The following is a 26,351-nucleotide window of genomic DNA, read 5'->3' on the forward strand; positions in this document are numbered from 1 at the left end:
CTGGGCGCCGTCACGTCGGCTCGCCTCGGTCTGCTGCAGGATCCCGCATTACCTTCAGGTCGCCCGATTGCTGATTGAGAAGCGACTGCAGGTCCTTGGTCGCCGTCGTGATCGTCGCCGTCGATTGTTCCGTGAGGGTGACGCGATAGGTGAGATTGTCGATTTACCGGACCTCGTTTTCCAGTCCGCGAAATCGCTCTTCCGTCCGTCCGTCGCGTGCCCGGAGTATCCCGAGCCATGTGGTCTCCTGACTTGCGGTTGGTAGAATTAGATGAGTGAATTGATCACCGCCCCGGGGCGGGAACTCGGCGTTTTGCGGAACATTGTCTCAGTTCCCGCAGTTGAAGCTGTTCACTTCGAGGAAGAATGCGAGGGTAAAGATGGATGCGCAGAAAGCAGGTATGGCTCGGCTGCTCCTGGCAGCGCCTGAATTGCGCGACAATGTTTGGATGGACCGAGATCTCGCGTTCCTGAAAATATGCGAGGTCTACGAGCACGCGTGCCTGCGGCGCGACATCTCAAGATGCGCAGCCGAGAAAGATGATCACGCCCTGCTCAAGTCCGAGAAGAAGTGCAAGAGCTTGGAGGCAGCCGCAATCGCATACGTTCGCGAGCACCAGAAATTCTCTGGGATAATCTAAATCGGCCCCGTCAAGGCAGCAACGTTGCGATCAAAACCACCGCCACAAAGACGATTGAGGCGAATGCCGCGATCCATTCTATTATCTTCACGCGTACGGCAGGACGCATGCGAACCTCCTCTTGGTGCGCCCCTGGTGAGAAAATGAGAAAACGCTCCGCTTGCGCGTATGGTTCACCACCTCCAAGTGCAAGCTGATCAGTCACGCACCGTGAGGCCCCGTGCCAATTCCCTCCCATTCTGAAGGCTGATCTGTCTCACCGGGGTTACGCAGCCGAAAGGAGTCGACCTGGCATCGAAGGCCCATGAGCTCTCGCCCCGCCATCTCGGCCGTGAGGTTCTCGACCACGCCCGTCTTCGCTTCCCTGAAGGGGAGGTGCGTGAAGACGTCATCTTCGACGCTTCAGGGAAAGATTCTCAGAAACAAAGCTTTACAGCCGCCGAAGGGCATAAGCCACTCATGCGAGGAGAGAAATACAACTCGCACCGAAGGTTCGATTCCCATCAAGGGCATATCGTGTTGACAGCCAAGCTCATTCGAACGCGCCGACCATTTAAACCTAAGGCCGGAAAGGCGCTCGGGGTCGAGGCGTTAAAAATTTGAGCCAAGCTACACTTAAGGAATCGAGCTAGCTCGATGATTGGAAGCGATCGAAATGGTAACTACGATGTTGAGCTGATGATAGTGTTCAACATTAAACGACTTGAGTCCCGCGAAGGTCGTCGGCGCCACCCTCTTTTGAAGGGAGGGCGCTAAGGCCGTCAACGCCTTGGATCACTCGAAGGCCCGTTGGTCTATCCAGCGTCCGTACCCCCGGCCTCCTCTCCCATGGCGTCTGCGAACTTTCGCATCAACCGTACAAGGTCGTTGATTTCACTCGGTTCCCAGCTAGCAAAGACAGCGAGGGCGATCCTCTCGCGTGCGGCATCGATTTTGTCGGTCATCGCCTTGCCCTTCGGCGTGACGACAGCCTCGTTTACACGACGGTCAGTTGGGCTTTGCCTGCGTTCGGCAAGCCCAAGACTCTCCAACTTCGCGACCTGGCGGCTAACCGTGGTGTAATCACGCCCGACGCCTGCTGCCAAATCCACGATGCCTATCGGCCCGCGCCGTTCGATCCCGACCAGCAGTGGAAAGAGGGCGCGGTCGAGAGCGATTCCGGCCTCGCGAACAAGAACCTCGTCTCGTTGGGGCTGGTTCATAAGGGTAACAATATCAATCAGCGAACCGTGCAGTTCGCGAATTTTATCGCTGATATGTGTAATTTGCACATTTCTGGTTGACGACATGTCGCATCTCCTATTATGTGCATAATACACACATGGAGACCGATATGACAAATGATTTGGACGCAGATGTGCTCATCTGCGGTGCGGGAGCGGCTGGCCTGACGTTAGCGATCGAACTTGCACGGCGGGGCGTTTCTTTCCGGCTGATCGAAAAGACCAGCGAACCGTTCCCTGGGTCGCGTGGCAAGGGCATTCAGCCAAGGACGCAGGAGGTCTTCGAGGACCTCGGCATCCTCGACAAGGTCGTTGCGGCCGGTGGCGTCTATCCCACGATGCGCGATTATCGCGACGACGGCAGCTTCATAGAGAAAGAATTCGGGGCGCGGTCTCAGGCGACACCGGCAGAGCCATATCACATTCCGCTGATGATCCCCCAGTTCCTGACCGAAAAGATTATGCGCGACAGGCTGGCCGAACTCGGTCGCCGGGTTGAGTTCGGATGCGAACTGACAGCGTTCGAGCAGGACGGCCATGGGGTTACTGCCCATCTGTCTCGTTCAACCGGCGCGCAGACCGTTCGCGTACGCTATCTAGTCGGCGCGGATGGGGGGCGCAGCTTCGTACGGCACGCCCTTGGCATCGCGTTTCCCGGCAAGACACTGGGCGTGCGCGCGATCGTTGCCGATGTTGCGTTAACTGGGCTCGACCGCAACGTGTGGTGGCAGTTCAACAGCGGCGACATGCAGCAGATGATCGCCATTTGCCCTCTAGGGGGAACCGATCTGTTCCAGATTCAAGCCCCGATTCCGCCGGAGGGGGACGTTGACCTCTCCGCCGACGGGCTGGAACAGATGATTGTCGAGCGGACAGGCCGCAGCGACGTGAAAGTGCAGGCGGTCAGCTGGGCATCGGCCTACGCGATGAACGCCCGGCTCGCCGACAGCTACCGGGTAGCGCGCATCTTCCTGACGGGAGATGCCGCTCATATCCACCCTCCGACGGGCGGCCAGGGGCTCAACACCAGCGTACAGGATGCCTACAACCTCGGCTGGAAGCTCTCAGCTGTGCTTCGTGGAAGCGAAGATGAGCTTCTCGACAGCTACGAGGTCGAACGCCGCCCCGTGGCCGAGCAGGTTCTTGGCCTGTCCAGTCGACTCCTCGATGCCGGGAAACGAGGCGAGATCCGCCGCGGCCGCGAGGTGCACCAGCTCGACATCGGCTATCCGCAATCACCGCTTGCCCTTGAACCGGTCAGCCGCAGGCGGGGCCTGCGGGCAGGAGATCGCGCACCGGACGCACCGTTCAAAGGAGCGGCAGGTCAGCCTTCACGGCTTTTCCGGTTGTTCGTCGGCCCGCATTGGACGCTGCTCGTGAACGGGCAAAGGAGCGTTGCGGCCCGGCCCGGACTGCATATCCACCATGTCGGCGACCATGGCGACGTACTCGATGCGTTCGGGTGTGTCCGCGAGGCGTACGGATTGGCGCCGGACGAATGCGTGCTGGTCCGGCCCGATGGATATGTCGGCGCGATCCTATCCCTTAACGCAGAGGGGCTCGCACAGCTCGAAACCTATTTTGACCGCGTGGGCCTGCCGTCGTGCGGGGAGGGCTCGGAATGAAGGCGTCATATGTTCAGGCGCGACGCGAGGGGGATGGAATATGACAACCGAACCGCTGCCTGAAATTGCTCCGGCAAGACCGCTCGATTGGCGGATCATCCTTCCAGTCTTCGCGATCGTCTGTGCCCACACTGCCGGCACCGCTGCCGTCTTGCCCGTTCTGCCCTTCCATATCCGCGCAATGGGGGGCTCCCCGCTAGTTCTCGGCATTGTCATTGCCGCCGAGGCTGTCGGGCAGTTCGCCTCTGCTCCCGCTCTCGGCCAGCTCTCGGATCGTTTCGATCGCAAGCATGTCTTGCTGATGAGCCAGTTCATTGCGGCGGTTAGCCTTTTCCTGCTCGCACTCGCACCCAGTGTCGCGTTCATCCTGTTCGCTCGTGCGCTCTTTGGTCTGACGGCGGGCAATATCTCTGTCACGGCAGCCTATATTGCGGACCATACCGACGTTGGAAACCGCAGGCGGGCCATGGGCATCCTGATGGGAGGTGCGGGTCTTGGTGGTATTATCGGCGCGGGGCTTTCGGGCTTTCTGTCCGACATATCATTGACGACGCCCATCCTTGCCGCGCTGGGCCTGGTGTTCACCTCAATTATCGTCACATCTCTCCGTTTGGACGGCAAACACGCGACGGGGTCCACGAAGAGGAGGCCTCAGGGCGATAAGATTTCGTTTCGCGCAATCCTCGCTTCACCGGTCGTGCGAGCTCTTATCGTCGTTATGCTCTGCCACTTTTTCGCCTACGCCACGTATATCTCGCAAATGCCGGTGTTCCTCGGTGATACATTCGTTTGGAGCGGTCATGCATTCGGCGCGAAGGAACTGAGTTATCTCATCATGACGGACGGAGCAGTCAACGTCTTTGCCCAGCTCTTCCTTCTGGGCTGGCTTGGCAAACATCTAACCGAGCGCAATCTTATTCTCCTGATATTCCTCCTGATCTCCGTGGGCTTCCTGACCGCTGGCCTCGCCACCACCATCCCCGTGCTCGTTCTCGCCGTTCTGTGTGTCAGCACCGGCGATGCCCTGGCAAAGCCAACTTATCTTGCGGCGCTGTCTATCCATGTTCCCTCCGAACGGCAGGGCGTGGTTCTGGGGGCCGCACAGTCGCTCGTCGCGGTGACGGATATCATCGCGCCAGTCCTGGGTGGATTTATATTGGGCTACGCGCTCTATAGCCTATGGATCGGCATCGCCATAGCTGTGGCGATTGCCGGAGCCGCCATCGCGGCGGCCCGACTCCCGCCCCAGAGCGGCGCCGAGGCTTGACGATGCGCCATAAGCCGGTTTTCGTCGGGGCTTGGGCAAGTCTGATAACCCTTTGTGTCCTCGTTTCGCTTCTCTTGGGCGGGTGCGCGGCAGCCGCTCGCCCGACGTACACCGCATTGGAAGCCGCGCGGGCACAGACCCTCGGCTTCGAAAATATCAGAGCTCATTTGGATGACCCGCGGCCTCCGAAGTCGATGTATGATTCATGGCGGCCGGTCACCGGCAAGGACAAGCCTGCCATGCTTGCCATATCGGGCGGCGGCGCTGGAGGAGCGTTCTCAGTCGGTATTCTTTCCGCCTGGAGCGAACTCGGTAACCGCCCAACCTTCGAAGTCGTAACCGGCGTGAGCACAGGGGCACTAATTGCACCATTCGCGTTCCTGGGTTCCCAGTATGATGGGCGGCTAACAAGCCTCTATCTTTCTGACCAGGCCCGCAGTCTTGTAGATATCAACTGGAAAGGGCTTGGTGTTTTTTCCACAAGCCTTCTCCAGGGGGGCGCTCTTCGCGAGATGGTCGAAGATAACATCACGGCTGAGATCCTGGGCCACCTCGCGCGCGAACATCGTGCGGGCCGCCGCCTCCTCGTGATGACGACAAACCTCGATACCCAGCGCGCTGTCGTCTGGAACATAGGAGCCATTGCCAGCAGCGACAGGGAGGATGCTCTTCCCTTGGTCCGCCAAATATTAATTGCATCGGCGAGCGTTCCGGGCATCTTTCCGCCCGTGTCCATCACAACAGTTGTTGACGGCAGACTGATCGAGGAACTGCACTCCGATGGAGGCAGCTCGGCGCAATTTTTTACCTTGCCCGAACACCTGATCGTCGCACCAGACCATACCGGGAAGGAAAACCTGCACATCTACGTTATCATCAACAACGCGCTCATCCCGGAGTTTTCGATGTCTTCAGGTAAGGCGTTACCAATCATGGCGCGAGCGTATGCCATACTCCTGAAATCACAGACCAAGCAGGGGTTGATCGCGCTCTATAATTTCGGACAGAGATCGGGTGTCGACCTCGATATTGCGGCGATCGATCAGCAGGTAGCCTATTCCATGACCGACCCGCTGAATGGAGCCTATATGCGCACAGTGTATGACATCGGCTATCGGAAGGCGCTCGACGGTAGCCTTTGGGTTCAACACCCAAAGTTTACGGTCTCACGATGATATCTAGCAAACAATGAGATCAGCATTTGTGCTCGGATGGTGCGGACAGATATGAGCGATGCCCGTGATCCGGCTGTGACTGGTGCTAACGCCGATCGGAAAAACATGTGGGTTGCGGCGGAGGAAGCGTGCCATCGGTGCGATTCCTTTCAAGACCGCCCATTCAACATCTTTAGGTCGCGATCCCCATGGAACGAGAAGTTCGTTTGGCGGTGATCGCCCCTAGTGCATGATGTTCGCCAGAAACCGCCTCGTGCTGTCATGCTCGGAAGCGTCGAAGAACGCCTCAGGCTCATTGACCTCTATGACCTCACCCGCTTCCATGAAAACGACGCGATCTGCCACCTTTCGTGCGAAACCCATCTCATGCGTTACCACGATCATGGTCATGCCTTCTTCAGCAAGGGTGACCATCGTGTCGAGAACCTCTTTCACCATTTCAGGATCCAGTGCCGAGGTTGGCTCGTCGAACAGCATGATCTTGGGAGTCATGCAAAGAGCGCGGGCGATCGCGACACGCTGCTGTTGGCCGCCGGAGAGTTGACCTGGATACTTGTCGGCCTGCTCTGGAATCCGGACTTTGCCAAGGAAGTGCATTGCCATCTCTTCAGCGTCCCGGCGTCGCTTTCCACCGGAAAGGACTTGAGGCAGGGCGCAGTTTTCCTTCACCGTCAGGTGCGGAAAGAGGTTGAAGTGCTGGAACACCATGCCCACCTCGCGTCGGATCGCATCGAGATTCTTGACGCTGTCGTTCAACGCAATTCCGTTGACGGAAATGCGGCCGCGCTGGTGCTCTTCCAGTCGATTGACACAACGAATGAGCGTTGATTTGCCGGAGCCGGAAGGGCCGCAAACGACGATCCGCTCTCCCGTCGCAACGCTAAGGTTTATGTTCTTCAGCACGTGGAAGTTTCCGTACCACTTGTCGAGGGTGGACACCTCGATGGCGTTCAGTTTCGTCGTGGTCATCGATAGCTCCTTGAGTGGACACGCGTTTCAAGCCAGCCGCTGTAGTTTGACATGCCAAAGCAGATCACGAAGTAGATCAAGGCGACGAAGACATAGCTCTCCACGTAAGGAGCAGGCCACACAGGATCTGTGGCTGCGACGCGGCTGGCGCTCAGCATGTCGAAGACGCCGACGATCAAAACGAGGCTGGTGTTTTTCACCATCACGATCGCCGTATTGGTCAACGGAGGAATGACCTTCTGGAGCGCCTGCGGGAGCACAATGTGCCATACGGCTTTCCAGCCGGGTATGCCGAGAGCTCTTGCCGCCTCTATCTGGCCGGCGGGAACGCCCTGCAGTCCACCACGGATCACTTCCGCAAGATAGGCGGCGGCAAACACTGTGAGCGCTGCCAAGGTGCGCCCGAGCTTGTCGATCGACCATCCGGCCGGAAGCAGCAGCGGCAACAGGATGGATGCGACAAACAGCAGCCCCACCAGGGGAAGGCCACGGACCAATTCGATCGTCAGCAGGGACAACAGGCGAGGGATCGGCAATGTCGAGCGCCTGCCGAGCGCAAGAAAGACAGCAAAGGGAAAACCCAAGCCAAGAGAGAGCAGTGCGAGCAGCAGTGTGACGGGTAAGCCGCCCCAGCTTGACGTCGGCACTGGCGTCAGTCCCAGAACGCCGCCCCACATTAAGGTGAGCATCACGGTGACGGAAGCGATCCACGCAGCGATGAGCTTCTGTCCCCAGAGTTTGGGGGAGAGAGAGGCTAGGATCATCACAAGGATGAGGCCGATCACCAGAAGAGGCCGCCATTGTTCGTCTGGCGGGTAGACGCCGAAGATGATGAACCGGAATTTTGCCGCGATGAAGGCCCAGCAGGCTCCTCCTTCTCGGCAGGTGGAGGGATCTTCCGTTGCCCACACCGCGTCAACTACGGCCCAGTTCAAAGCCGGGATTAGCAGGATCAGAAGAAAGCCGGTAGCGACCGTGAGAACCGACGCGACAAGGTCGCCGAAGAAGAGCTGGACGATCGGCTTTCGCCGCGGCTTTGGTGGAACAGAAGGTTCTATGTGCGCAACCTGTGTGGCGAGATCGATGACTGTCATCGTGCCTCCATCAATGCGACGTGTGCATTGTACCAATTCATGAACAGGGATACCGCGATGCTGATCGTCAGGAAGATGCCCAGCAGGAGTGCAATGCTCTCGATCGCCTGACCCGTCTGATTGATGACTGTTCCAACCACAAGGCCGAGTTCGGGATATCCGACGGCGAGAGCCAGCGTGGTGTTCTTGACTGTCGAGAGATACTGCGAAGTCATCGGCGGGATGATGATGCGCAGCGCTTGCGGGATGATGATCCTTGTGAGCGTGTGTCGCTCCGACAGCCCGATCGCACGTCCGGCTTCCCATTGCCCAAGGGAGACTGCATCAATGCCGCCGCGGATAATTTCTCCGATGAATGCAGACGTATAAATTACCAGCCCTAGCATGAGGGCGGCGAACTCAGGCGACAGCCTCAAGCCACCGATCAAGTTGAAGCCCTTCATTTCGGGAAAACTGACGACCGCGGTGGGCTGAAGAATCAATCCAAGACCTGCTGCGACGACAGCCGTCACCGCCAACAGACACAAGAGGGGATGACGAATAACCAGTCGGCCCGCTGCGATCATGCGGCGCCCGAGCATGGCGGCAAGCACAGCGCCGGCCATGGTTAGACCAACCAGAACGAATGCAACGCCGTCCAGATTGAACGATGGGATGTAGAACCCGCGGAGTGACAAGAAGACACCAGGCAGGGGATTGTACGCCTGGCGCGGCGCCGGCAACATGGTGGTCGCCAGCGCATACCAGAACAGCAAGTGGACGATCAACGGCATGTTGCGCATTGTCGTCACAAACACACTGGCGACGCCGGAGGTGAGCGGGTGCTTCGACCGGCGCGCCAGTCCGATGACCAGTCCGAGAGCGGTTGACAGGAGAATGGCGAGGATCGAGATCGCCATTGTATTTCCCACACCCGTGACATAAGCCCAGAGGAAAGTGTCGGAGGGATTGTATGGCAGTACACTTTCCGAAATCGGGAAATTGGCCGGTCGCCACAGGAAGTCAAAGCCCACCCTGATTCCGCGGGCCTCGAGGTTCGTAACGGTGTTGCTCACAAGCCAGGAGAGCAGGGCGGCAAAGCCGCCCAACAGCAGGATCTGCCCACCCCAGCTTCTGAACCGTCTGTTGTCCAGAACAGTCGAAATCATGAGCGTCCTCAAGTTATTGGAATGCCATCGGGAACATCAGGCCTCCGTCGGAAAACAGCCTGTTGGGACCCCGGTCGATTTTCAAGGCACTGCCTTCACCGAGGTTGCGGTCAAACATCTCTGCGTAGTTGCCGAGTTGCTTGACGATGTTATAGGCGAACTTGTCATCGAGCCCGAGCGCCTTGCCATTGCCAGGCTCGACACCGAGGAAGCGCCTCACTCTTGGGTCCTCTGATGCCATCATCTCATCGATATTGGCCTGCGTGATGCCGTACAGCTCGGCGTTAAGCAGCGCCTGGATCGACCAGTTCACGACGTCCAGCCAATTGTCATCGCCATGACGAACGGCCGGTGCCAGGGCATCCATGTATTTGGTCGCCGGGAAGATGACAAAGTCGTCAGGATTGTTAGATTGAGTTGCGCGGACGGAAGCAAGCGCCGCTGCGTCGGTTATGAGTGCATCGCATCTGCCGGAAAAGAAGGCCTGCCTCGTCGCTGCTACGTTGTCGAAGACAACAGGGTTCAGCTCAAGCTTCAGCTTGCTTGAAACGTCGTTGACGACGACCTCCGTCGTAGATCCCGTCTGCACGCAGACCGATGCCCCGGTCATTTCTTCGACCTTTGTCACGTCCGAGGACTTCGCCACCATGAACCCCGTGAACTCGTAATAGTTTGGGGTGGCAAAGTTGATGCCGTTGGCGTCACGCTGCAACGTCCAAGTGAGCGTGCGCGGCAGGATGTCGATCTCGCCTGTCTGAAGGGCGGGGATACGCTGTTGACCGCTGAGAGGGACAAATTCGACCTTGTCCTTGTCGCCGAAAATGGCGACAGCGACGGCACGGCAGGTTTCGACATCGAGGCCGGTCCAGTAGCCCTTGTCGTCCGGTGCGCCGAACCCGACTGTGCCTTGGCTTGCGCCGCAGACGACGTGCCCGCGGGCTTTGACCTTGTCCAGTGTGGGTCCTGCCTGGGCGGTGCTTGCCGCAAGCACGACACCGGCTGCAATGGTGGCAATCTTCCAGTTGTTCATGTTGTCGTTCCCTCTATTTTTGTTCGGATTTTGGGTCGTTCAGGCAGTTCTCACCATCGTCCCTTCGGATGTGATGGCATCAACGATCGGCTCGAGATCGGCCCAGAGGTCGTCTTCATCCTCAAGCCCGACGCTGATCCGAAGAATGGTTCCTGGATGGGCATTGGCATCCGTCACGCGGACGATGGTCATCGGGGCGAACAGACTGTGGGTGCCTCCCCAGGAGGCTCCAATGGAAAACGTTTTTGCGGCAGTCAGCAGTGCCGGCAAGGCATGTTCGGCATGTGCGGGAATGACGACGCTGAATACGCCGCTCGCTCCGGCAAAATCTCGCTTCCAGACCTCGTGTCCAGGCGCGGACTCCAGCGCAGGATGAAGGACGAGGCCCCGCGCAACGCGGCTTTCGATCCGCTTGGCAAATTCAAGCGCTATTTGTCCGGAATGGGCGAGGCGGACACCCATGGTCTCAATGCCGCGCAATACCAGAGCGCAGTCGTCGGGCGAAATGCCAACCCCAATCATACGCATCGTATCCTTGAGCCGGCGATGCAGGTCGAGGTCTTTCACTGCAATGGATCCCATCAGGAGATCGGAGTGGCCGCCGACATACTTGGTCAGAGCCATGGAAGAGAAATCGATGCCGAGGGCGAGCGGTTTCAAGTAGAGCGGCGTCGCCCAGGTATTATCGCAGCCGGTCAGCACGCCTCTGGCCTTTGCCGCCGCGACGATCGCCGGAATGTCCTGGATTTCCATCGTGGTGGAGCCGGGCGACTCCGTCCAGATCAGCTTGACCGTCTCGTCGATCAGTTCCGCGATGCCGCCACCAATCATGGGGTCGTAGACTCGGAATGAGATTCCTCTTGGCTTCAGATAGTTTTCGCAGAAGCCGGCGACCGGTGGATAGGCTGTGTCCGGGATCAAAACGCTATCGCCCGGCATGAGGATGGTCAGGAAGACGATGGTGATGGCGGCCTGTCCGGATGGCACGAGAACTGTACGTACGCCTTGTTCAAGGGCCGTGATGCAAGCTTCCAGTGTGCGAGAGGTCGGTGTGCCGTGCAGGCCATAGGTGTAGCCATCAACGCCGCGATATTTTCGGTTGGCGTAGGCCTCCGCGCTGTCGAACACGATCGTCGAGGCGCGATAGGTCGGTGTTGCAAGGCTTGCAAAACCTTCATGGGAAACTTCGGGCCGTTTTACGCAGAGCGTCTTGTCACGCATGGACTGTCCTCATTGGATAATTTCCAACAGTCTAAGCGGGCGTAGGGTAGACAAACAATTGACCGCGGCGTCTAAGTCTATGCGTAAACCGTATGGGTGTTGAGGATGAATTTCCGGCAGATCGAGGCGTTTCGCGCCGTCATCATCAGTGGCACTGTTTCGCGTGCAGCAGAACTCATGGGGGTGACCCAGCCGAACGTCAGCCGCCTCGTCGGCGAACTCGAAGTGGCTGTTGGCTTTGCATTGTTCGACCGCGTGAAAGGAAGGCTAATCCCAACTCCGGAAGGCCAAGCGTTCTACCGGGACGTCGACTCTAGCTTCAAAGGCCTTGATTTGCTGCGCTCGTCGGCCGCGCGCATCCGTGACTTCGGCTCGGGACAGATCCGCGTGGCGAGCCTGGCAGCCGCTGGATCGACGATCGTGCCGCGTGCGGTGAAGCGGTTCAGAGAGACCTATCCTGCCGCGATCGTGACACTCAGCATCATGTCATCTGCTGCCGTGCGCAACCACATTGTGGATGGTGATTTCGATCTTGGTCTCGCGGCCGACGAGGTCGACTTGTCGGGGGTCGAACATCAGGTCTTTGGTAGCTTCCCCGCCCTGTGCGCCATCCCACCGGGGCATCCTCTGGCAGAGCGAGACGTGGTCCGGCCCGAAGATTTTCATCATGTCGATTACGTAGCGTTGTCGGCAGAGGACCGGGCCCGACTCCAGTTCGAGCGCCACTGCGCCGAAGCGGGATCGAAGCCCAACCTCGTCATCGAAACCCCTTTTGCGATCACGGCCTGCGCGCTCGCGCTCGAGGGAGTCGGCTTGGCGATCGTCAATCCACTCGCTATTGATGGCTTCGTCCAACGCGGCCTGGTTTTTCGGCCTTTCCAGCCCTCGGTCTATTTCAAGAGTTACCTTCTGTTTCGGCCGGACATGCAGAAGGCGAGCCTTGTTCGAGCGTTCGTCACTGCACTCATGGACGTCCGAAACAGCCGCCACGCGGGTCGATAAGCCACCCTGGTTGGCATCGCGAGGGACTGAAGGCGAGCCCCGATATTGGGTAACGGGCGCCTGTTCGATCGAAGCGAAGGCCTGGCGAAGTCGAAGCGGCCGGTGCCGGAACCTCCTTCAAGTCGACTATGCCGAAATCGGCCTCGATGACCCTGGCGCCCGGGTTTAGCCCGATGATGATCTTGCGGGCGGCATCGCGTTGTTCCGGCGTCGCCATGCTGATCTTGTTTGAGGATCACCACATCGGCGAACTCGATCTGTTCAACCAGCAGATCGACCAGCGTCCGGCTGTCTCCTCCTCCGGCCGTCTCGCCGCGATCCGCCAGGAAGTCCGAGGAGCTGTGGTTCCGCAAAAGGGTGGCGGCATCGACGACCGTCACCATCGTGGCGAGCCTCGAGACATCCGCAAGGCTCTGCCCGTTTTCGTCCCGGAAGTCGAAAGTTGCCGCAATGGGGAGTGGCTCGGCGATGCCGGTTGATTCGGTCATCAGGTAGTCGAAGCGATCCTGCTGGGCGAGTGCCCGCACTTCCTGCAGCAAGTCGTCGCGTAGCGTGCACGCAGCCATTGGTCATCTCGACCAGTTGCTCCTGCGTTCGCGACAGGTTGCACCGCCGTCGCGGACCAGTGCGACGTCGAATTTGACCTCGCTCATATCGTTGGACGATCAGGGCAACGCGCATGCCGTCGCGGTTCGTGAGAATATGGTTCAGCAAAGTCGTCTTGCCGGCTCCGAGGAAGCTGGAGGGGACGGTAACAGGGAGCTTCTTCATGGTGAGAAGCCTGTAATGAAATGGTGCAAACATAATCAGGCAACGCGCAGTGGCCGTTTAGCGGTCCAAGCTCAAGTTCAATGGCATTCGGCGCAGAGGCCGTGGACTTCGATCGTGGTGGAGCGGATCTTGAAGCCGCTACCCTTGGCGCGCCTTCCTAGAACATCCTCGATTTTCGTATCGTGGAATTCATTGACCTTCCCGCAGGCTTGGCAGATCTCGAATGCAGTGATCCGTGGATGGGTCTGCCCATGCTTTGAATGGCAACAGACGATGAAGGCGTTCATGCTTTCCAACCGGTGAATGCAGCCCACCTTCATCAGTTTGTCGAGCGCACGATAGATCTGAAGCGGTGCCCTCAAACCGTCATCACGCAGACGGTCCAAGATGGTATAGGCGCTGAGCGGCTGCTCGGAGGATTGCAGCACCGAGAGCACGAGGCTCTGGTTCTTCGTCAGCTTCACATCGTCGGAATGGACTGCCCGCAACATGCTCGTCTCCGGTACTTGCCGTTTTGAGGGGCTGCCCGAAACTGCGCTACAGTTCCGGGCTACAGTTGGGTCAGTGCGAGGCGCCGGAGCCGCCGACGGCAGCGATTGAGAAAGGCTGGCCTTCGACAGCGATGGTGCGCGTTTCTTTCAACGTGTCCGGATCGACAACCCGAACGAGAGAATGGCGAGGATCGGTGATCGCGATCTGGCCATCGGCTACAGCAAGGCGCGGCCGTGGGTCGCGCCAATGGCCATCCTTGCTGTAAGGTTCTGTGACCTTCGCCCTATTGACGATTTCGCCCTTGACGACATCGAGAACATGGAGGTCTCCGTCTTCGGTCAGAATGTAGGCCTTACGCGGTGTTGCGGGATCGAGCAGGAAATCGACCCGCCGGGTGGGGAGCTCGATCAGGCGGAAGGGCTCGTCGCCCTCCGCGTCGATCAACACGAGCTTGTCATCGCCATAGTTGCCGAGGAAGAACTGCATCGCCTTGCCGCCAAGGAGTGTGCCGGTGTAGGCCTTCGGAAAGTCGGCGGGATAGGGCAGCATCTCCAGCTTCGGCCCATCAAGTCCGCCCGGGCGAGCAACAAGAACGCCTTCCTTGCAGCCGAAGGCGACGAGGCGTGCCGAGGTCGCCTCACCATGAAGGTCGGTGCATGTGGCGACCTCACCGAGCTGCTCGCCCTCCTCGTCGACGACGCGAAGACCGACGCGCGGGGGCAATTCCTCCGGCTTCGTTTCGATTTCCGTGTTCGGGACTGAGACGAGCACATAGCGGCCCATCGTCACCGCGACGCCGTGATGAGGCTCGACCGTATCGACAATCCGCTTCTCCACTTTTCCGTCGAGGATGTCGGCTTCATCGACGATTTCTGCCTTGTCGGTGCGATCGTAGAACAGGACGACATGGTCATCATGCGGCACGACGTGGCCGGGGCGCTTTCCCTCAAATGTCACAGGCAAAAGCGCTGGCTCGGAAACTTCGAGATCGCTGTGTTCTCCATGGTCGGAGAATTTGATGCCAGTTTTGATCGCGTGGATGACATCCGCTTCCGTTTGGGCCGCAAATACCGTCTGACCGGATGCACTTGCCGTTAGCGACGCATATCCCTTGAGGTCATAGCGGCCAAGCTCCTTGCCGTCTTCGAAATCGATGACGCGCACGACCGGCTTTGTATGGTCGGCTACGAACAGGCGCCAGGCCTCTTTGGTCTCATGATCTTCGGCAAAGGCGCCGGTTGCGGCGAAGACCGCGCTCGCTGCCACGGCAGCCAGCAAGCGGTTTCGGGTGAGAGACAGTCTCATCGGGGTCGTTCCTTCATGTTGTGATTTTTTGTGCGCGGCGGGCTACTCGGCGGCCTGTCGAACCGCGCGGCACTTGGCAAAGCCGTCGCTGATGACGTCCTTGGGGAGATCGCGACCGATGAAGACCAGCCGGGTCACCCGATCTTCGTTTTCCTTCCAGGGTCGCTGGTGATCGCCTTCCAGCAGCATGTGCACGGCCTGGACGACGAAGCGGTCGTCGTCGCCGACAAACGAGATGATCCCCTTCATTCGCAGCATATCCATTCCGAATGCCTGCACCGTCGTCTGCAGCCAGTTCAGAAACTTGCCGGGATCCATGGGTTCCCGCTCGACCAGCGAGAAGCTGGTGACATGGTCGTCATGCTCGTGCTCGTGTTCCTCGTCGAGAAAATCGGGCTCGACCTCCAGAATGCGATCGAGGTCGAACGCCTTGCGATCCAGAAGGCTGGCAATTTCTATGTCGCAACGCGTTGATCTGGTGATGCTGGCGGTGGGATTGATCCGCCGGATGCGCTGCTCCACAGCAGCTAAGTCGTCGTCGCTGACGAGATCGGTCTTGTTGAGGATGATCGTATCGGCAAAGGCGAGTTGTTCCTGTGCCTCATGGGCCCGGTCAATCTCGCTTAGAAGATGCTTTGCATCAACGACGGTGACAATCGAATCCAGCCGGGTTTTCGATCTTACGTCTTCGTCCACGAAGAAGGTCTGAGCCACGGGCGCCGGGTCAGCGAGGCCCGTCGTCTCGATGAGGATGCCATCGAAGCGACCGCGGCGGCGCATCAGACCCTCGATGATTCGGATAAGGTCGCCGCGCACCGTGCAGCAGATGCAGCCGTTGTTCATCTCGAACACGTCCTCGTCGGACTCGACGATGAGGTCGTTATCGATGCCGACCTCGCCGAATTCATTGACGATAACGGCGAACTTTTTGCCGTGGGGTTCCGTGAGAATACGGTTGAGAAGCGTGGTCTTGCCGGCACCAAGATATCCGGTCAGCACCGTGACGGGGGTGGGCTCAATCTGAGACATGGATGGTCCTCCTGAAAAGTCGGCATGGGCACCGTCTGCCGGCGGGTCGGATGTTGCAAATGTTATTACGTTACGTTTCCGATTGACGAACGTAATAACATTACTTATTCAGTCGCTGTCAATCCCCGAGGACGCGATGAGCAACACCTGTCTGGAATTCAAGAAGCTTACGCTTGGCTATCAGGGCCACGCGGCTGTTCATCACCTGAGTGGGAAGGTCCAACGGGGTTCGTTGACCGCGGTTGTCGGCGCCAACGGGTCTGGCAAGTCCACTTTGATGAAGGGCATCGCCGGTATCCTGAACCCGATGAGCGGTGCCTGCGTATCTCGCTTTCAGCGCCTTGCCTACCTGTCGCAGCAATCCGAGCTCGACCGAACGTTCCCGGCGCGCGTCATAGACCTCGTCTCCCTTGGCTATTGGCAGCAGCGCGGCCTGCTTGGGCGGCTGAGTGCAGCGGACAAGATCAAGCTTTCCGCCTGTCTGGGCGCGGTCGGATTGATCGGATTCGAGAAACGCCCCCTCGACAGTCTGTCTGGTGGGCAGATGCAGCGCGCGCTTTTTGCGCGCACCATGCTTCAAGATGCCGATCTGATCCTGCTGGACGAGCCGTTCAATGCGGTCGACGCCCGCACCATTGCAGACCTCATCGTGGTCATTAAAGGCTGGGTGTCAGAAGGGCGGGCAGTCCTTTGCGTTCTGCATGACTATGCGCTCGTGCGCGAGCATTTCCCCCAGACCCTTCTAATGGCACGCAAACCCGTTGCGTGGGGAGCCACCTCTGACGTCATGACCTCCAGGAACTTGCGAATGGCGCGCAGCTTTCAGGAGGCCTGGGACGAACAGGCCGGTTGGTGCGAGGAGCATGCCGAGCAGGCCGGTCAGAATCACGATAGCGGCCATATCGATCACCTCCCACACCATCGCAGGGTTGCCGGTCATGTATGAGGATCTGATCGGCCCGTTCCTGCGCTATGGCTTCATGCAGCGCGCGCTCTTCGGATCGCTTGTTCTGTCCGTGAGCTGCGCGCCCGTCGGCGTCTTTCTGATGTTGCGGCGCATGAGCCTGACAGGGGATGCAATGGCGCATGCCATTCTTCCGGGTGCTGCCGTAGGCTTTGTGCTTTTCGGGCTTCAGATCGTTCCCATGACAATCGGCGGTCTGATCGTCGGACTGCTGGTGGCGCTCGGCTCAGGCATTGTCTCACGCTTCACCGTCCAGAAGGAGGACGCTTCGCTCGCCGCCTTCTACCTGATCTCGCTTGCGGTCGGAGTGTTGCTGGTGTCCTGGAGAGGATCGAGCGTCGATCTCATGCATGTTCTGTTCGGCTCGGTACTGGCCCTCAATGATGCGGCACTCACTCTGATTGTCGGCGTCGCCGTCATCACATTCGTCGCGCTGGCGGTCTTCTGGCGCGCGCTCGTCGCTGAATGTCTCGACCCGCTTTTTCTTCGGTCCGTCAGTCGCATCGGAACGCCTGTTCATCTCATCTTCCTGACGCTTGTCGTCCTCAACCTTGTCGGCGGGTTCCAGGCGCTTGGCACACTGCTATCGGTGGGTCTGATGATGCTGCCGGCTGCCGCATCCCGCTTCTGGACCAACGAGGTGCGCGCGATGTGCGCCATTGCGATTGTCATCGCAGCCATCTCTTCGGTCAGTGGATTGCTGCTGTCCTATCACGCGTCCTTGCCGTCCGGTCCCGCCATCATCCTGACGGCGGGCATCATCTACGTCGTGTCCGCGCTGGCCGGACGGCGAGGAATGCTTCCGAGTGCCCTCACGCCCCCCGCCACAAAACAGCCTGATCACCCAAGGAGATCTCCATGTTCAACACCCTACGCTTTGCCACCTATGCCAGCCTCATCACGCTTGGCGGCTTTGCCTCCAGCGCATCGGCTGCCGAGCTGAAGGTCGTCGCCAGCTTTTCGATCATCGCCGATTTCGCCAAAAACGTCGGCGGGGAACGGGTGGAAATCTCCACGCTGGTCGGACCCGACGGCGACGCGCATGTCTATGAACCTCGACCGGCGGATGCCGCTGCTCTGGAAGGGGCCGATGTCGTTCTCGTCAACGGCCTTCGGTTCGAAGGCTTCATGTCACGCTTGATCGAAGCCAGCGGCACGAAAGCCTCTGTGGTCGAGGTGACCAAGGGGATTGAGCCGCTCAAGAGCGCTGAAGAAGAGCATGGTCACGAGGCCGACGAGAAGGCCGAGGCTGGACATAATCACGAAAAAGACGGTCACGATCATGGGCACGAGGGTCACCACCACGGCGAGTTCGATCCGCATGCCTGGCAGTCGATCCACAATGCCGAAATCTATGTGAAGAATATCGCCGATTCCTTCTGCGAAGCCGACAAGGCCGGTTGCGCGACATACACGGCCAACGCTGAGCCCTATGTTGGAAAGCTTGGCGAACTTGAGACCGAGGTGAAAGCCGCAATCGAAGTCATACCAGCGGACAAGCGCACGGTGATCACATCCCATGATGCTTTTGGCTACTTCGAGCACGAATACGGCCTCAAGTTCATCGCGCCTGAAGGTATCTCGACGGAAGCGGAAGCCTCTGCAGCCGACGTGGCAAAGTAGATCGATCAGGTGAAGGAAGAAAACGCTTCGGCAATCTTCCTCGAAAACATCACCAACCCGCGTTTGATCGAGCAGATCTCGACAGAAACCGGCATCAAGATCGGTGGCACACTGTACTCGGACGCCCTTTCCAAGAGCGAGGGTCCCGCATCCACCTATATCGACATGTTCCGCTACAACGTGAACACGATGAAGGCCGCTATGCTCGGAAGCTGATCACATGGCTCGCCCGGCTCATGCCAGGCAGGTCGCTGACCCACGTTCATTCCATACGGATGCCTGTGACATGATTGGCAGCCTGTTCAAGCGGTGGCGCAACCCACTGGCCACAACGGAGTACGATGTGAGACGGCTCTACGATTCCGTGCCGGTCACTCTCCTGACCGGCTTTCTCGGATCCGGCAAGACAACGCTGTTGAACGAGATTCTGGCTGATCACGGCATGCAAGGGACAGCAGTTATAGTCAACGAATTCGGCACGGTCCCGATTGATCACGACCTAGTGCGTAAGGGCTCCGAAACCTACTTCCGGACCACCACGGGCTGCATCTGCTGCACGGCCACGAGCGACATCAGAAGCTCCCTTTCGGACCTGCACGAGGCGCGGCTTCGTGGCGACATACCACCTGTCTCACGGGTCGTCATTGAGACGACCGGGCTTGCCGACCCGGCCCCCATCATCAACAGCATCATTCCCGGAGGCTCGCCCGCAATGGGGCTGAGGGATCATGTCGTGGCCCGGCACTTTCACCTTGCCCGTGTCGTCACGACTTTCGATGTGCTCAACGGGCGCGCAACGCTCAACAGTTTCCTGGAAGGCTGGAAGCAACTGGCCTTTGCCGATCATGTGGTCCTGACCAAGACCGATATCGCCGGCACTGGTCACGACTGGCCAGAGGAGCTGAGGGCTCTCAATCCGGCGGCCGTCTACCATGATCGCCATCGGCAGGGGTTTGAACTGGCCGAGCTATTCGGCGACGGCGCTTACTCCGTCACGGACAAGGCCGAGGATGTGCCTGGCTGGCTAGCCCTGGAGAGGCTTGGGCCCCATGCTGATCATACCCATGATCCCAATCGGCACGGGGACGAGATCGAGGCGATCAGCTTGAGTCACAATGTGCCCCTCTCGCCCCAGGCAGTCGATACCTTCCTCCATATCGTGGCCACCAATATCGGTTCTGGTCTCCTGCGCCTGAAAGGCATGTTCGCGCTCACGGACGACCCAGCCCGTCCACTGGTCGCTCACGCCGTGCAGCACCGGCTCTATCCGCTGCAGCGCCTCGAATACTGGCCGGACGAAGACCACCGCAGTCGCGTGGTCCTCATCGGGCAGGGCATGGCTGCCAAACCCATCCGTGATCTGTTTGCGGTCCTGGCTCCGCGGGCGGCGAGGAACAAACGGGGGGCGGCATGAGCGAGGCGTTCGTCAACCGATTGGCACGCAATGGTCCGTCGGTCATCAACAGTGCTCGCGCGATCAAATCCTGGGCGCGCGAGGTGCTCACGTTACCCGAAGAGGCCGTTGTATCGGTGAGCGAGCTTGCCTGCCATGTGCCCGGTTGCGCTCCGAAAGAAACCGTCATCCTCGTGATGCAAGGCGCAGGAACGATCCATGTCTCGATTCACAAGGCAATGAAGGACGTGAGGGAAGACGACGTAGCCCAGGCGTTTTCCGCTGCATTCAAACCCGACTGACTTTTGCGACAAAACTTCACCCCCGAAATGGAGAAAATTCAATGCGCATTGTGAAAGCGTTTTTCCTCACATTGATGCTCGGCGCATCGATGCCGCCAGCTTTTGCACAGGCCGAGGCCCTGAAGGTGGCTGGTCCGTGGGAAATCACCGGCATCGAGCCGGCACAGACCGGCTATGTTTTCAGCCGTCTGCAGGTCGCTGAGACGCTTGTCACCACTGACAAACAAGGCGCGCTTGTTCCCGGCCTCGCGGAAAGCTGGGCGGTCTCCGAAGATGGGCTCGTCTGGACGTTCAAATTGCGTGGCAACGCTGTCTTCCATGATGGAGCGCCGGTGACAGCCGAGGCTACCGTCGCCAGCCTTCAACGCGCACTTGCAGGTGTCGGTGTCCTGTCGCAGGCGCCCATCGCCGAGATCAGTGTCGAAGGCAAAGATATCCAGGTGCGGATGAGCAAGCCGTTTTCCGCATTGCCCGCCTATCTCGTGCATTTCAGCACCATCGTCCTTGCGCCATCATCTTTCGGTGCGGCCGGAAAGATCACGCAGATTGTTGGTACTGGCCCCTACAAGGTGAAGAGCCTCACGCCGCCGGCGCGAGTCGAGCTGGAAAGTTCCGGCGCATGGTGGGGCGGCAAGCCGGGCATCGAGGAGGTGAACTATCTTGCCGTGGGGCAGGGGGAGACCCGCGCTTTGATGGCCGAAAGCGGCGAGGCCGACCTCGTCTTTTCCATGCTCCCGGTCTCCGTCGATCGGCTGAAGGCCAACCCGAAGCTGGATGTGCAGATTGCCACCATACCTCGCACCCGGCTTCTTAAGGTCAACGCAGCATCGCCCTTCTTCGATCAGGTCGAGGAGCGCCAGGCGATCAGCGCCGCGATCGACCGCGTCGGCACCACCAAGGTCATTTTGCGCAACGCCGATCTCGCGGCGACGCAGCTCTTCCCGCCCGCCATGAAGGGTTGGAACTCTCCTGATGTTCAACCGCTAGAGAGAGACATTGAGAAGGCGAAGGAATTGCTCAAGACGGCAGGCTGGGTGCCGGGCACCGACGGCATCTTGGAGAAGGACGGAAAACGCTTCAGCGTCAGTCTGCTTACCTACGCCAGTTGGCCGGAGCTGCCGCCGATTGCCACCGCACTTCAGGCACAACTACGGCAGGTTGGCATCGATGTAAAAGTCTCCGTCGGAAACAGCTCGGAAATCCCCGCGCGCCACCAGGACGGGACGTTGGAGATGGGACTGGTTTCGCGGCTTTTCTCGATTGTGCCAGACCCGGTCGGCACATTGCTCCAGGACTACGGACCAGGCGGAAGCGACTGGGGCTCGATGGGCTGGGACAACAAGGAGATCCAAGCCATCGTCGAACAGCTTGCGGCGACAAGCGATGCCACCGCCCGGGCACCACTTCAGGCCCGCGCCGTGGAAATCCTGCAAGAGGAACTGCCGAGCATTCCAGTAACCTGGTCGGAGCTGGCTATTGTTTCTAGCAAGCGCATTTCCGGTGTCGGGGTTGATCCGCTTGAGGTGAACTACGGCCTCTCCTCCATTCGCTGGGCAGAATGACGGGCATTGCGATGAAGAACTTTCTTATTGCGCGCCTCTTGCAGGCGGGAATCGTCGCCATCGTGGTCGGAGCCCTGTGCTTCGTTCTAATGCGCGTTCTGCCGGGTGACCCCGCTATGCGTATTGCGGCCGGCCGCTACGGTCCGGACGCGCGGATCGCTGACGCGGCGGAAAAGGTACGCCTCGAACTCGGGCTCGATCTGCCGATCGCCGTCCAGTTCCTCGATTGGCTCGGCAGCCTCGTGCGCTTCGACCTCGGCCACTCGCTGGTCACGGGGCGTGCAGTGGCGCATGAACTGCAGGTGCAACTGGGTGCTTCTGTGTGGCTGGCGGCGGCGGCTCTCCTGCTGTCGCTGCTGATTGGCCCGATCGTGGGCGTCTTCGGTGGCCTCAGGCCCGGCGGCGTCGCGGATCGCATCGGCCTTATGGCCGCGGTCACCTTTCGCGCCATTCCGCCCTTCGTTCTGGGCTTGATCCTGATGTTGGTGTTTTCCCGGCAGCTAGGCTGGTTGCCGCCGGCGGGCTTCGGTTCGCCGCGAGAGATCCTCCTGCCGGCGCTGACGCTGGCGCTCGGGTTGGCGGCCATGTCGAGCCGCGTCACCCGCAACGCGGTGGCAGTGGTGGCACGCGCGCCCTACTTCGCCTTCGCTCGCTACAAGGGCCTTCCGGAGGCGGTCGTCGTGCGGCGTCATGGGCTCAGGAACGCAGCCATTCCCGTCGTGTCCTATCTCGGTCTTCAGGCCATCTACCTGATTGAGGGGGTCGTGGTCGTGGAGTCGCTGTTTGCCTATCCGGGGATTGGTCACGCGCTGGTGCACGCGATTGTCGAGCGGGATGTTCCCATGGTGCAGGGCACGGCGCTGGCGATGGGACTGATGTTCGTCGCCATCGCCGCCATTGTCGACCTTGTGACGCTATGGCTCGATCCGCGTATGGGGAAAATCGCATGACTACGATGGACCAGATATTCGACCAGCGGCCGAAGGCGGGTCTCGGACCGACGCGTTTGGCCGGCGCCGGCCTGCTGATCCTGCTCGGCGGTTTTGCCATCATCGGGCCGGCGGTCATTCCCTCCGATCCGGCCGCCCAGGATTTCGGCGCCAGCCTTGCTCCGATCGGGAGCGACTATCTGCTTGGCGCCGACCACTACGGACGCAGCCTGCTCGCACGTCTTGCCCATGGCGCGCGCCTCTCGTTCGGAATGGCCTTCCTCACCATGCTGGCGGCGGCCATACCCGGCGTGTCTCTGGGCCTGCTCGCTGCCTGGAGAGGCGGTTGGGCCGAAAAGGGTCTGGAACTCATTGCGACCGTCGTATTGGCATTGCCTGGTCTTATGCTCGTGCTGCTTCTGCTCGCCTTTTCGCCGGGTAACTATGGACCGCTCTTCCTGGGCCTGGCTTTGACCTTATGGGTCGAGTTCTACCGGGTGACGAAGGCGACCACGAACGCAGTCCTTGCCCAGCCCCATATCGAAGCGGCGCGAATGCTTGGTTTCGGCTCACGTTACATCCTCGCGCGATATGTCCTGCCAGTGATCGCGCCTATGATCGCGACGCTTTCAGCCTTCGCTATGGCAACAGCCATTATCGCGGTCTCTACGCTGAGCGCGATCAGTGTCGGCCTGCAACCGCCGACGCCGGAACTTGGCAGCATGATCGTCGAACTCTTGCCCTATTACAGCGAGGCGCCGGTGCATGTGCTGCTTCCGGCAGCCCTGATCTTCCTGCTCGTTCTTGGCCTGCAACTTCTTGCTCAGGGAGAGCGTGCATGAACATCCAGGTGAAGAACGACCTTGCGGTTCACGATCTGTCGATCCACTCTGCGGACGGCCCCATTGTTTCGAAGGTCTCGCTTTCATTGGGCAGAGGCCGGCCACTGACCTTGCTTGGCGAAAGCGGCTCTGGAAAATCGCTGGTCGCCCAGGCGATCATGGGCAACCTGCCGCCGGAACTGCACGCCACGGGGCGCGTGATCTTCGAGGAGGCGGATCTCCTCAAGGAAACGGCCGCTGAGCGGCGCCGTCGCTGGGGCCGAAGCATTGGCCTTCTGCCACAGGAGCCGTGGCTGGCGATGAATCCGACAATGCGCGTGGTTTCGCAGGTCGCCGAGGTTCATCGTTACGTCAAAGGCAAGGCGGCTATCGAAAGTGCAAATGACGCGAAAGAAAACCTCGCGGACGTTTCCCTTTCCTCAGCCGAGGCGCTCTATCCGTTCCAGATCTCGGGTGGCATGGGCCAGCGAGCGGCCATCGCCATGGCGCATGCCACCGACAGCGAATTGTTTATCGCCGACGAGCCGACGAAAGGTCTCGACGCGGCGCTAAGGGGCTCGGTGACGGCGCGGCTCAAAAGCGAGGTCGATGCAGGGCGATTACTCCTGACCATCACCCATGATGTCGCCGTTGCCAGGGCGCTCGGCGGTACGATCGGCGTGATGCTTGATGGCCGGCTCGTTGAGTACGGACCCGCCGAAACGCTACTCGACGCACCGGAGCATGCTTACACTAAGGCGCTTCTTGCCGCTGATCCTTCGCAATGGGAGCGGCGAATAAGACCAACGCTTGGCAAGGCTGTCATCGCAGCTCAGGGACTGGAAAAACGATATGGCGATAAGGTCCTGTTTTCCGACTTCGATGTCGAAGTTGCGGCTGGCGAGATCGTGTCAATCGTCGGTCCGAGCGGCTGCGGCAAGACCACGATCGGCAATATTCTGCTCGGCCTGACGAAGCCCGATGCAGGAGCCATCGAGCGTCGGCCAGGGCTGTCGTCTCTGCGTTTCCAGAAGCTTTATCAGGACCCGCCTGCCGCCTTCGCACCGCATCAGACGATCCGCCGAGGATTGAAAGATCTGACCAGTCTGCATGGCAAAGACTGGTCGGAGGTCGAGGTACTGTGTCGCCGGTTGCGGTTGCCGGAAACGCTGTACGATCGCATGCCCGGGCAGGTGTCGGGTGGTGAATTGCAGCGGTTCGCGCTCTTGCGGGCACTTCTGCTTGATCCTGCCTTCCTCTTTGCCGACGAGGCGACCTCTCGCCTCGACCCTGTCAGCCAGCAGGACGTCATTGCGCTCCTCCAGGAGATCGTCGAAGAGTCCGGCCTTGCAGTTCTGTTGGTCACCCACGACCGCGGTCTTGCCGAGAATGTCTCGACACGGCTGATAAACCTTGAGAACAATCGGTGGACGAATTGAGGATTGGATACCAATGGCGCAGGCGAGGGGACGGGACGGTATTTACTCGGTCGGGCTGGCGTCGCTGCTGGTCGCGCTGGCTCTCTCCCCTTCGATAGCTTCTGCTGGCCAATATGAGCGGGCTGTTTCTGGTCTTGCCCATGCCTCGTATGCATACATGAAGGTGGCATATGCGTGTCGGGACATCTTGGGTTCTGTTCGTTACCAAGATGCCCGAGTCGCAGTCGAGAACGCAATGCGGGCGACTGGTGTCCCCACCAACGTGGCGATGTCGGCGGCAGCCAGGATAACTTCTGAAGCCGAGTCTTCGACATCGCCAAGGAAAACGGGCGACCTCAGCCTATGTATGGTCAACTATTTCGAAACGAAGAGGAGAATGGTCGGCTGGCGCACCAAGGTCAACGCAATAGGCCGTTAAGCTCCCCAACATCATCGGCGGCTTGTCAGCTTTCTGCCGCGCTTGGATGCGCCGCCCGGTATTCAACAGTTATATCCTTTTAAGGCGTGTAGTATGGCTCGATCGGTTATCCCTGCCTGCCGAAGTCCCCGCCACATCCTCGTAGTCTTTAGTGAGGGGAGATCGTCGCCAATCCTCCGTCTGTCTCGACAATGGGGCCGCCGCAAATTATCTATAAAACATGACCGCGACGAACGAAGACACAATTGCCAACCGCATTTGCCGCATTCTCGCGGAACGGATCGTGACGGGTGAGCTGGAGCCGGGCACCAAGCTCCGGCAGGATCACATCGCGGAGGAGTTCGGGACAAGCCATGTGCCTGTGCGCGAGGCCTTTCGCAGGCTTGAAGCGCAGGGCCTCGCAGTGAGCGAGCCGCGCCGCGGCGTGCGGGTCGCCTCTTTTGGCCTCGAGCAGGTTCGCGAGGTTGCCGAGATGCGGGCGGCACTCGAAGTTCTGGCGCTACGCCATGCAGCACCGCATCTGACGTCTGCGATCCTCGATCACGCCGAGCAGGCGACGGTCGAAGGCGACAATGCGCGCGATGTTCGCTCCTGGGAGGCGGCGAATCGCCGCTTCCATCGGCTGATCCTGACGCCTTGCGGCATGCCGCGCCTGCTCGCCACTATCGACGATCTGCATGCGGTCAGCGCCCGTTTCCTCTTTGCCAGCTGGCGCTCGGACTGGGAGGTCGGGCCTGATCATGACCACCGGGCGATTCTGGCTTTCCTTCGCCAGGGCCGGACCGAGAACGCCGCAGCCGTGCTGGAGCGCCACGTCCAGAGGATCGGGCAAAGACCGGTGAAGAACGTATCTGGCGGCGCCTTCGCGATCATTGGCTGATCGCGCGTTCCGCACATTGCTTTGCAGC

23 protein-coding genes and 3 pseudogenes are annotated in these 26,351 nt (G+C 59.7%); 16 read left to right on the forward strand and 10 right to left on the reverse strand.

The annotated features are described in order from the left end of the window. Nucleotides 1-380 precede the first annotated feature (380 nt). Nucleotides 381-641, forward strand: a complete 261-nt coding sequence (locus tag M1D34_RS26995; protein WP_498785692.1) for a hypothetical protein — start codon at nt 381-383, stop codon at nt 639-641. A gap of 375 nt (nt 642-1,016) precedes the next feature. Continuing rightward, a complete protein-coding gene (locus tag M1D34_RS27000; RefSeq protein ID WP_498785694.1) occupies nt 1,017-1,244 on the forward strand; it encodes a hypothetical protein in 228 nt (75 codons plus the stop codon). A 191-nt stretch (nt 1,245-1,435) separates the two neighbouring features. Here the strand turns inward: M1D34_RS27000 and M1D34_RS27005 are convergent, their stop codons facing one another. Next, the gene (locus M1D34_RS27005) at nt 1,436-1,930 is read right to left on the reverse strand and encodes a MarR family winged helix-turn-helix transcriptional regulator (protein ID WP_498785695.1); all 495 of its coding nucleotides are present in this window, start codon (nt 1,928-1,930) and stop codon (nt 1,436-1,438) included. Nucleotides 1,931-1,974: 44 nt separating this feature from the next. On the opposite strand from M1D34_RS27005, the gene M1D34_RS27010 reads away from it, so the two are divergent. The 3 genes from M1D34_RS27010 to M1D34_RS27020 are packed head-to-tail and all read left to right on the forward strand — an operon-like array spanning nt 1,975 to nt 5,931. Next, nucleotides 1,975-3,489 carry an FAD-dependent oxidoreductase gene (locus M1D34_RS27010; RefSeq protein ID WP_498785697.1) on the forward strand — a complete coding sequence of 505 codons (1,515 nt, stop codon included), beginning with the start codon at nt 1,975-1,977 and terminating at the stop codon, nt 3,487-3,489. Between the two features lie 40 nt (nt 3,490-3,529). Continuing rightward, nucleotides 3,530-4,756, forward strand: coding sequence for an MFS transporter (locus M1D34_RS27015; protein ID WP_498786245.1), 1,227 nt, complete (start codon nt 3,530-3,532; stop codon nt 4,754-4,756). 2 nt (nt 4,757-4,758) lie between these two features. After that, nucleotides 4,759-5,931: a patatin-like phospholipase family protein gene (locus tag M1D34_RS27020; protein ID WP_498785699.1), complete on the forward strand. Its 1,173-nt coding sequence runs from the start codon at nt 4,759-4,761 to the stop codon at nt 5,929-5,931. A 222-nt stretch (nt 5,932-6,153) separates the two neighbouring features. On the opposite strand, the gene M1D34_RS27025 is transcribed toward M1D34_RS27020, so the two are convergent. Genes M1D34_RS27025 through M1D34_RS27045 form a run of 5 tightly spaced genes read right to left on the reverse strand, consistent with a single transcriptional unit; the run spans nt 6,154 to nt 11,393 of the window. Next, nucleotides 6,154-6,900, reverse strand: coding sequence for an amino acid ABC transporter ATP-binding protein (locus tag M1D34_RS27025; protein ID WP_498785701.1), 747 nt, complete (start codon nt 6,898-6,900; stop codon nt 6,154-6,156). After that, the gene (locus M1D34_RS27030; RefSeq protein WP_498785703.1) at nt 6,897-7,994 is read right to left on the reverse strand and encodes an amino acid ABC transporter permease; all 1,098 of its coding nucleotides are present in this window, start codon (nt 7,992-7,994) and stop codon (nt 6,897-6,899) included. The genes M1D34_RS27025 and M1D34_RS27030 overlap by 4 nt, the downstream gene beginning before the upstream one ends. Beyond that, nucleotides 7,991-9,142: an amino acid ABC transporter permease gene (locus tag M1D34_RS27035; RefSeq protein WP_498785705.1), complete on the reverse strand. Its 1,152-nt coding sequence runs from the start codon at nt 9,140-9,142 to the stop codon at nt 7,991-7,993. The genes M1D34_RS27030 and M1D34_RS27035 overlap by 4 nt, the downstream gene beginning before the upstream one ends. Nucleotides 9,143-9,155: 13 nt before the next feature. Further along, a complete protein-coding gene (locus tag M1D34_RS27040) occupies nt 9,156-10,172 on the reverse strand; it encodes an amino acid ABC transporter substrate-binding protein (RefSeq protein WP_498785707.1) in 1,017 nt (338 codons plus the stop codon). Nucleotides 10,173-10,211: 39 nt separating this feature from the next. After that, nucleotides 10,212-11,393, reverse strand: a complete 1,182-nt coding sequence (locus M1D34_RS27045; RefSeq protein WP_498785709.1) for a trans-sulfuration enzyme family protein — start codon at nt 11,391-11,393, stop codon at nt 10,212-10,214. A gap of 105 nt (nt 11,394-11,498) precedes the next feature. On the opposite strand from M1D34_RS27045, the gene M1D34_RS27050 reads away from it, so the two are divergent. Beyond that, on the forward strand, nt 11,499-12,395 hold the full coding sequence (locus M1D34_RS27050; RefSeq protein ID WP_498785711.1) for a LysR substrate-binding domain-containing protein: 897 nt from the start codon (nt 11,499-11,501) through the stop codon (nt 12,393-12,395). Here the strand turns inward: M1D34_RS27050 and M1D34_RS27055 are convergent. The 4 genes and pseudogenes from M1D34_RS27055 to M1D34_RS27070 form a co-directional block, all read right to left on the reverse strand. After that, nucleotides 12,296-13,199 (reverse strand): annotated as a pseudogene (locus tag M1D34_RS27055) (CobW family GTP-binding protein). The gene M1D34_RS27050 and the pseudogene M1D34_RS27055 sit on opposite strands and share 100 nt — an antisense overlap. A 44-nt stretch (nt 13,200-13,243) precedes the next feature. After that, nucleotides 13,244-13,657 (reverse strand): Fur family transcriptional regulator, encoded by a 414-nt coding sequence (locus tag M1D34_RS27060; protein WP_498785713.1) that lies wholly within the window; start codon nt 13,655-13,657, stop codon nt 13,244-13,246. 70 nt (nt 13,658-13,727) lie between these two features. Further along, nucleotides 13,728-14,963 (reverse strand): zinc metallochaperone AztD, encoded by a 1,236-nt coding sequence (gene aztD / locus M1D34_RS27065; protein ID WP_498785715.1) that lies wholly within the window; start codon nt 14,961-14,963, stop codon nt 13,728-13,730. A 42-nt stretch (nt 14,964-15,005) separates the two neighbouring features. Beyond that, nucleotides 15,006-15,992: a CobW family GTP-binding protein gene (locus M1D34_RS27070; RefSeq protein ID WP_498785717.1), complete on the reverse strand. Its 987-nt coding sequence runs from the start codon at nt 15,990-15,992 to the stop codon at nt 15,006-15,008. Between the two features lie 136 nt (nt 15,993-16,128). On the opposite strand from M1D34_RS27070, the gene aztA reads away from it, so the two are divergent. From aztA to M1D34_RS27120, 10 genes and pseudogenes are all read left to right on the forward strand, one after another. After that, the gene (gene aztA, locus M1D34_RS27075) at nt 16,129-16,938 is read left to right on the forward strand and encodes a zinc ABC transporter ATP-binding protein AztA (RefSeq protein ID WP_498785719.1); all 810 of its coding nucleotides are present in this window, start codon (nt 16,129-16,131) and stop codon (nt 16,936-16,938) included. Beyond that, nucleotides 16,931-17,796 (forward strand): annotated as a pseudogene (gene aztB, locus M1D34_RS27080) (zinc ABC transporter permease AztB). The gene aztA and the pseudogene aztB overlap by 8 nt, the downstream one beginning before the upstream one ends. Before the next feature lie 18 nt (nt 17,797-17,814). Further along, nucleotides 17,815-18,795 (forward strand): annotated as a pseudogene (gene aztC / locus M1D34_RS27085) (zinc ABC transporter substrate-binding protein AztC). 70 nt (nt 18,796-18,865) lie between these two features. Beyond that, nucleotides 18,866-19,993 (forward strand): CobW family GTP-binding protein, encoded by a 1,128-nt coding sequence (locus M1D34_RS27090; protein ID WP_498785721.1) that lies wholly within the window; start codon nt 18,866-18,868, stop codon nt 19,991-19,993. Beyond that, on the forward strand, nt 19,990-20,274 hold the full coding sequence (locus M1D34_RS27095) for a hypothetical protein (RefSeq protein WP_498785723.1): 285 nt from the start codon (nt 19,990-19,992) through the stop codon (nt 20,272-20,274). Before M1D34_RS27090 ends, M1D34_RS27095 begins: the two co-directional genes overlap by 4 nt. A 41-nt stretch (nt 20,275-20,315) precedes the next feature. Next, entirely contained in the window at nt 20,316-21,836 is a 1,521-nt protein-coding gene (locus tag M1D34_RS27100) for an ABC transporter substrate-binding protein (RefSeq protein WP_498785725.1), read from the forward strand. A gap of 11 nt (nt 21,837-21,847) precedes the next feature. After that, on the forward strand, nt 21,848-22,786 hold the full coding sequence (locus M1D34_RS27105; protein WP_498785727.1) for an ABC transporter permease: 939 nt from the start codon (nt 21,848-21,850) through the stop codon (nt 22,784-22,786). Continuing rightward, a complete protein-coding gene (locus tag M1D34_RS27110; protein ID WP_498785729.1) occupies nt 22,783-23,607 on the forward strand; it encodes an ABC transporter permease in 825 nt (274 codons plus the stop codon). Before M1D34_RS27105 ends, M1D34_RS27110 begins: the two co-directional genes overlap by 4 nt. After that, a complete protein-coding gene (locus M1D34_RS27115) occupies nt 23,604-25,025 on the forward strand; it encodes an ABC transporter ATP-binding protein (RefSeq protein WP_498785730.1) in 1,422 nt (473 codons plus the stop codon). Before M1D34_RS27110 ends, M1D34_RS27115 begins: the two co-directional genes overlap by 4 nt. A gap of 638 nt (nt 25,026-25,663) precedes the next feature. After that, nucleotides 25,664-26,323, forward strand: coding sequence for a GntR family transcriptional regulator (locus M1D34_RS27120; RefSeq protein WP_498785732.1), 660 nt, complete (start codon nt 25,664-25,666; stop codon nt 26,321-26,323). The last annotated feature ends 28 nt before the right edge of the window (nt 26,324-26,351 follow it).

It is taken from the genome of Ensifer sp. D2-11 (genome assembly GCF_054161295.1).